At 55.9% G+C, this 3,276-nt stretch carries 3 protein-coding genes; all 3 read right to left on the reverse strand.

Features of this window, described 5'->3' with window-relative positions:
* Positions 1 to 874: cache domain-containing protein (locus tag AWB78_RS41920; protein WP_198399493.1), on the reverse strand; the 874-nt coding region annotated here is incomplete at its 3' end.
* A gap of 145 nt (positions 875 to 1,019) precedes the next feature.
* Complete coding sequence (locus tag AWB78_RS41925; RefSeq protein WP_062613127.1) at positions 1,020 to 1,736, reverse strand: response regulator transcription factor; 717 nt, start codon at positions 1,734 to 1,736, stop codon at positions 1,020 to 1,022.
* A 1,320-nt stretch (positions 1,737 to 3,056) separates the two neighbouring features.
* The coding region (locus AWB78_RS41930; RefSeq protein WP_157697884.1) for a hypothetical protein at positions 3,057 to 3,276 on the reverse strand (220 nt) is incomplete at its 5' end.

Below are 3,276 nucleotides of genomic sequence, written 5' to 3' on the forward strand. Positions count from 1 at the left end.
CTAGAAGGCCGGTGTCGCTTTTGTCCACCATTAGATACCATTTAAGCTCGGGTACATAGCGGACATTGACGAAGTGACGTTCGCCGTTTTCCCAATATTCGAAATTTCCGCCCGCCGAATTCGGTAGCCGCTCGATCGGATTGCCAGGTCCGGTCTTGCCTTGTAGTGATTGACCTGCTCGCGCCTGCGCCGGGCCGCCATTCGATCCAGTGAGGGTCAGACGTGCGCTTCGATCCGCGAAATAGATGTTCCTGCGGTATCGCTCAACATAGCCATCCATCATGCCAATCAACGTAGTGACGCTCAAACCCACGCCGGTGACGCCGATAAAGCGGCCGTGATAATCGAAAACCTGGCAATTGATAAAAATGGTCAAACGCTTCTGGTTGGCCTCGTCTGTATCAATGTCAATGACGTAGGGGTCATCCATAGAGCGGGTGCGGAAGTACCATTTATCATGGGCTACCGTGGGGGAGATTTTCTTCAAAAATCCTTTGGTTTGGTAGTAATTTTTCGTATCCTCCGAAATCAGATACGCTGTTACGGCGTTGTAATGATGTTGTATTTCGCTGAGATAGTGCGTAATCTGTCCGATGTCGCGCTCGCCGGAGATGATCCAATCTCTGACAAATGTGTCGTGAGCCATCATTGTCGAGATGATAATTGGCGTAACCAGGCTTTTCTGTATTTCAGAATAAACATTATCCGACGTCAGCGGCAACTCCGTATCGATGAGATCCTGACGTATTGCGTCTCGGGAGACGATGTAACTCGCGACAGAGGTCGTCAGAAACCCGAGAGTCAATAGCCCGGCAAGAACGAGCAGGACAGCGTGGTACGGAGAGAGTTTCGGCCGAATGCGGAACTTGTTCATGGGCTTGGGCACTCGGCAAGGGCATGAACGCCCAATCCGCGCTGGGTCGCGATGCATGCAGTGGGGGACGATTTCGAGGCCGGCCGCCAGACGTGCGGGCAGAGGTGGACTCTTTCAAACCAAGCGCCCGAGCGTCTGTGCATGATCAATGAAAGGTGAGAGAAGGGGCGTCGCCCGAAACAATCGGTTCCAGGCGATAACCGTATCCGAATGCGGCTCGAAGGCGATAGCCGTGTTCGGGGTTCAGCTCGAGTTTCAAACGCATCATCGAAACATGGGTGTCAACAAGATGCGCCGGTACTTCGCCTTCCCGTGCCCCCATCGTCGCCAGAATATGGTGACGTAAAACCAGCTGACCCATACGCTGAAACAACAGCAGGGCAAGATCGAATTCTCGGGGCGTCAGGCTGACGAGCTGGCCGTATCGATGAACGCGCCTGGTGGACAGATTGAACACCACATCGCCGAACGTGACTTCATCCGTTGCTGATGCGGGAAGTCGCGCGCGACGCAGTAAGGCGTTCACCCGTGCATTGAGTAAGCCCGCGGTGACGGGCTTGACAGCATAGTCGTCCGCTCCTGCGTTGAGCATGGCTTCGATATCAGCGCCGTGATCGTGATTGGTCACAAACAACACGGGAAGATGCCACGACAGGTGACGGCGTACCCAGCGCAAGACTGTCGTGCCCGGAATGTCTGGAAGATTCCAATCCAACAGGAGCAAGTCGAACCGCTTTCGCCGTAAATCGGCGATCAGCGCGTGGGCTTCGCCGTACACTTCGCAACCATGTCCAGCGGCAGAAAGGACGTTCCGCTCAAAGTCTGCCTGCGCAGAGTCGTCTTCGAGAATCGCGATCTTCATCTTCTGTAGATTCTGCGTTGTATCTCATTACACTGCCACGGATGCGCTCATGCCTGCTCATGCCTATTGGCAGTCATGGAGTTGCGTAACCGTGTGGCCAGAAGCGGTACGTCGCTAGGGGTTCCATCCATGATCTTGCTCGCTTGTTCAAGCGCGCTTCGCCAAGCTCACGCTTGGCCAATTCAGTTTCTGCCCAGCATGGGTGCGTCCAGACTCAAGGCGTTCACGCAAAAAACAAGAGCCAACACGATGCGCCGAAAGCTTACAGACCCCGGCCTATCTCATTCGCTGCAGTCTACGGTTGCGGAGGTAGAGCGGTGTATAAGACGATGGTTTGGCGCTTTAGGCGCGGTCAGTCGTACTTCTGCCCGAGTGGCGTCGTCTATAAACGGGTAATCGCAAATAGCCCCTCTGCTGGTGGCGTGTGAGTCGTGCCCGACTTGGTGATCATTCAACGAGTCCGTGAGACGAACGCATGCGAGAACTGCGTTTCGCGGTTGTCGCAGCGCCTCCAAATCAGTATGAGTAAAACAAGTCAGGATTGTTATGAAAAATCGTCTTCAATGATGGCGACGGAGAACCGATATTAGGGTGGCGGCTCAGGTTGGGTGAAAAGCCTGGTCATGCTCGGCGAGACTTGCGGCTGCCGGGGGGGCAATGAAGGAGGTGCCAGAACGCGTGCGCTGTCGTCGATGTCGGCATCGGTTTGAGGTGAACGCTGATTGCGGACTTGGTCGTGCTACGCAATGCTGTGGCGCATCCAAATGCGCGCCCATAGGTGCTGAGCAACGCGAAGACGGCGAGTGCCTGCTGGGGGGCGACCCGTTTGCGTCAATGAAGAAGTCAGGGGCGCGCGCACGACGGCCGGCGCGAAGACTTCCTCGAGGCGTGCAATGATCAACGCCGCGTCCGCCGTCACGGTCAGTGGGCTCGTTCTCGCAGGTGCCTCGCCTGCGAACTTTTTGCGCCACACTCCGAAAGTGCTGACAGCACCGAATTCTTGTTGTCGAGTCGCTGCATAAATATGTCACCGGGCGCGTTCTGGATATCGGCGTGAGTCAAATTTTCGAGGATGGCGGCACGCTTTCGAAGCTGCAAGCGGCCTATGATAAGCCTGACTGACATGACGCTGTTCATCCCTTGCGTTATCGTGAAAGAGGCTGACGCCGCCTGCGGCCATTGGCCGATTGCCTTGAACTGTTTGATGCAGCGCGGCGCATTTTTCTTCGTCCCCAGGGCCTGATAGTCGATCGGCGGGTCGTGTACGCGACGTTGAGTCCTTCGCGGAGGGCGCGCCACGCGTCAGCGGCGGTGAGCACTTTATCGAGCCCGCGCCATGCTCTTGGCGCCGGGTGTCACCATCGCTGGCGGATTCAAATTGAAGCGCAACACCGAAGCGAGTAGGGTGTTGTTATGGTCAAAGAGAACAGTACGGACAAAGGTGAAGAGCGTCTGGAGATTGCGGCGCTCAGCTTCCACGCTAAGCTGCGAATTGATCCGCAAATCTGAACGCTGTTGGTCCACGGCCGCGAGTTTCACT

Origin of the sequence: Caballeronia calidae (genome assembly GCF_900044055.2) — a bacterium.
Classification (GTDB): Bacteria; Pseudomonadota; Gammaproteobacteria; order Burkholderiales; family Burkholderiaceae; genus Caballeronia; species Caballeronia calidae.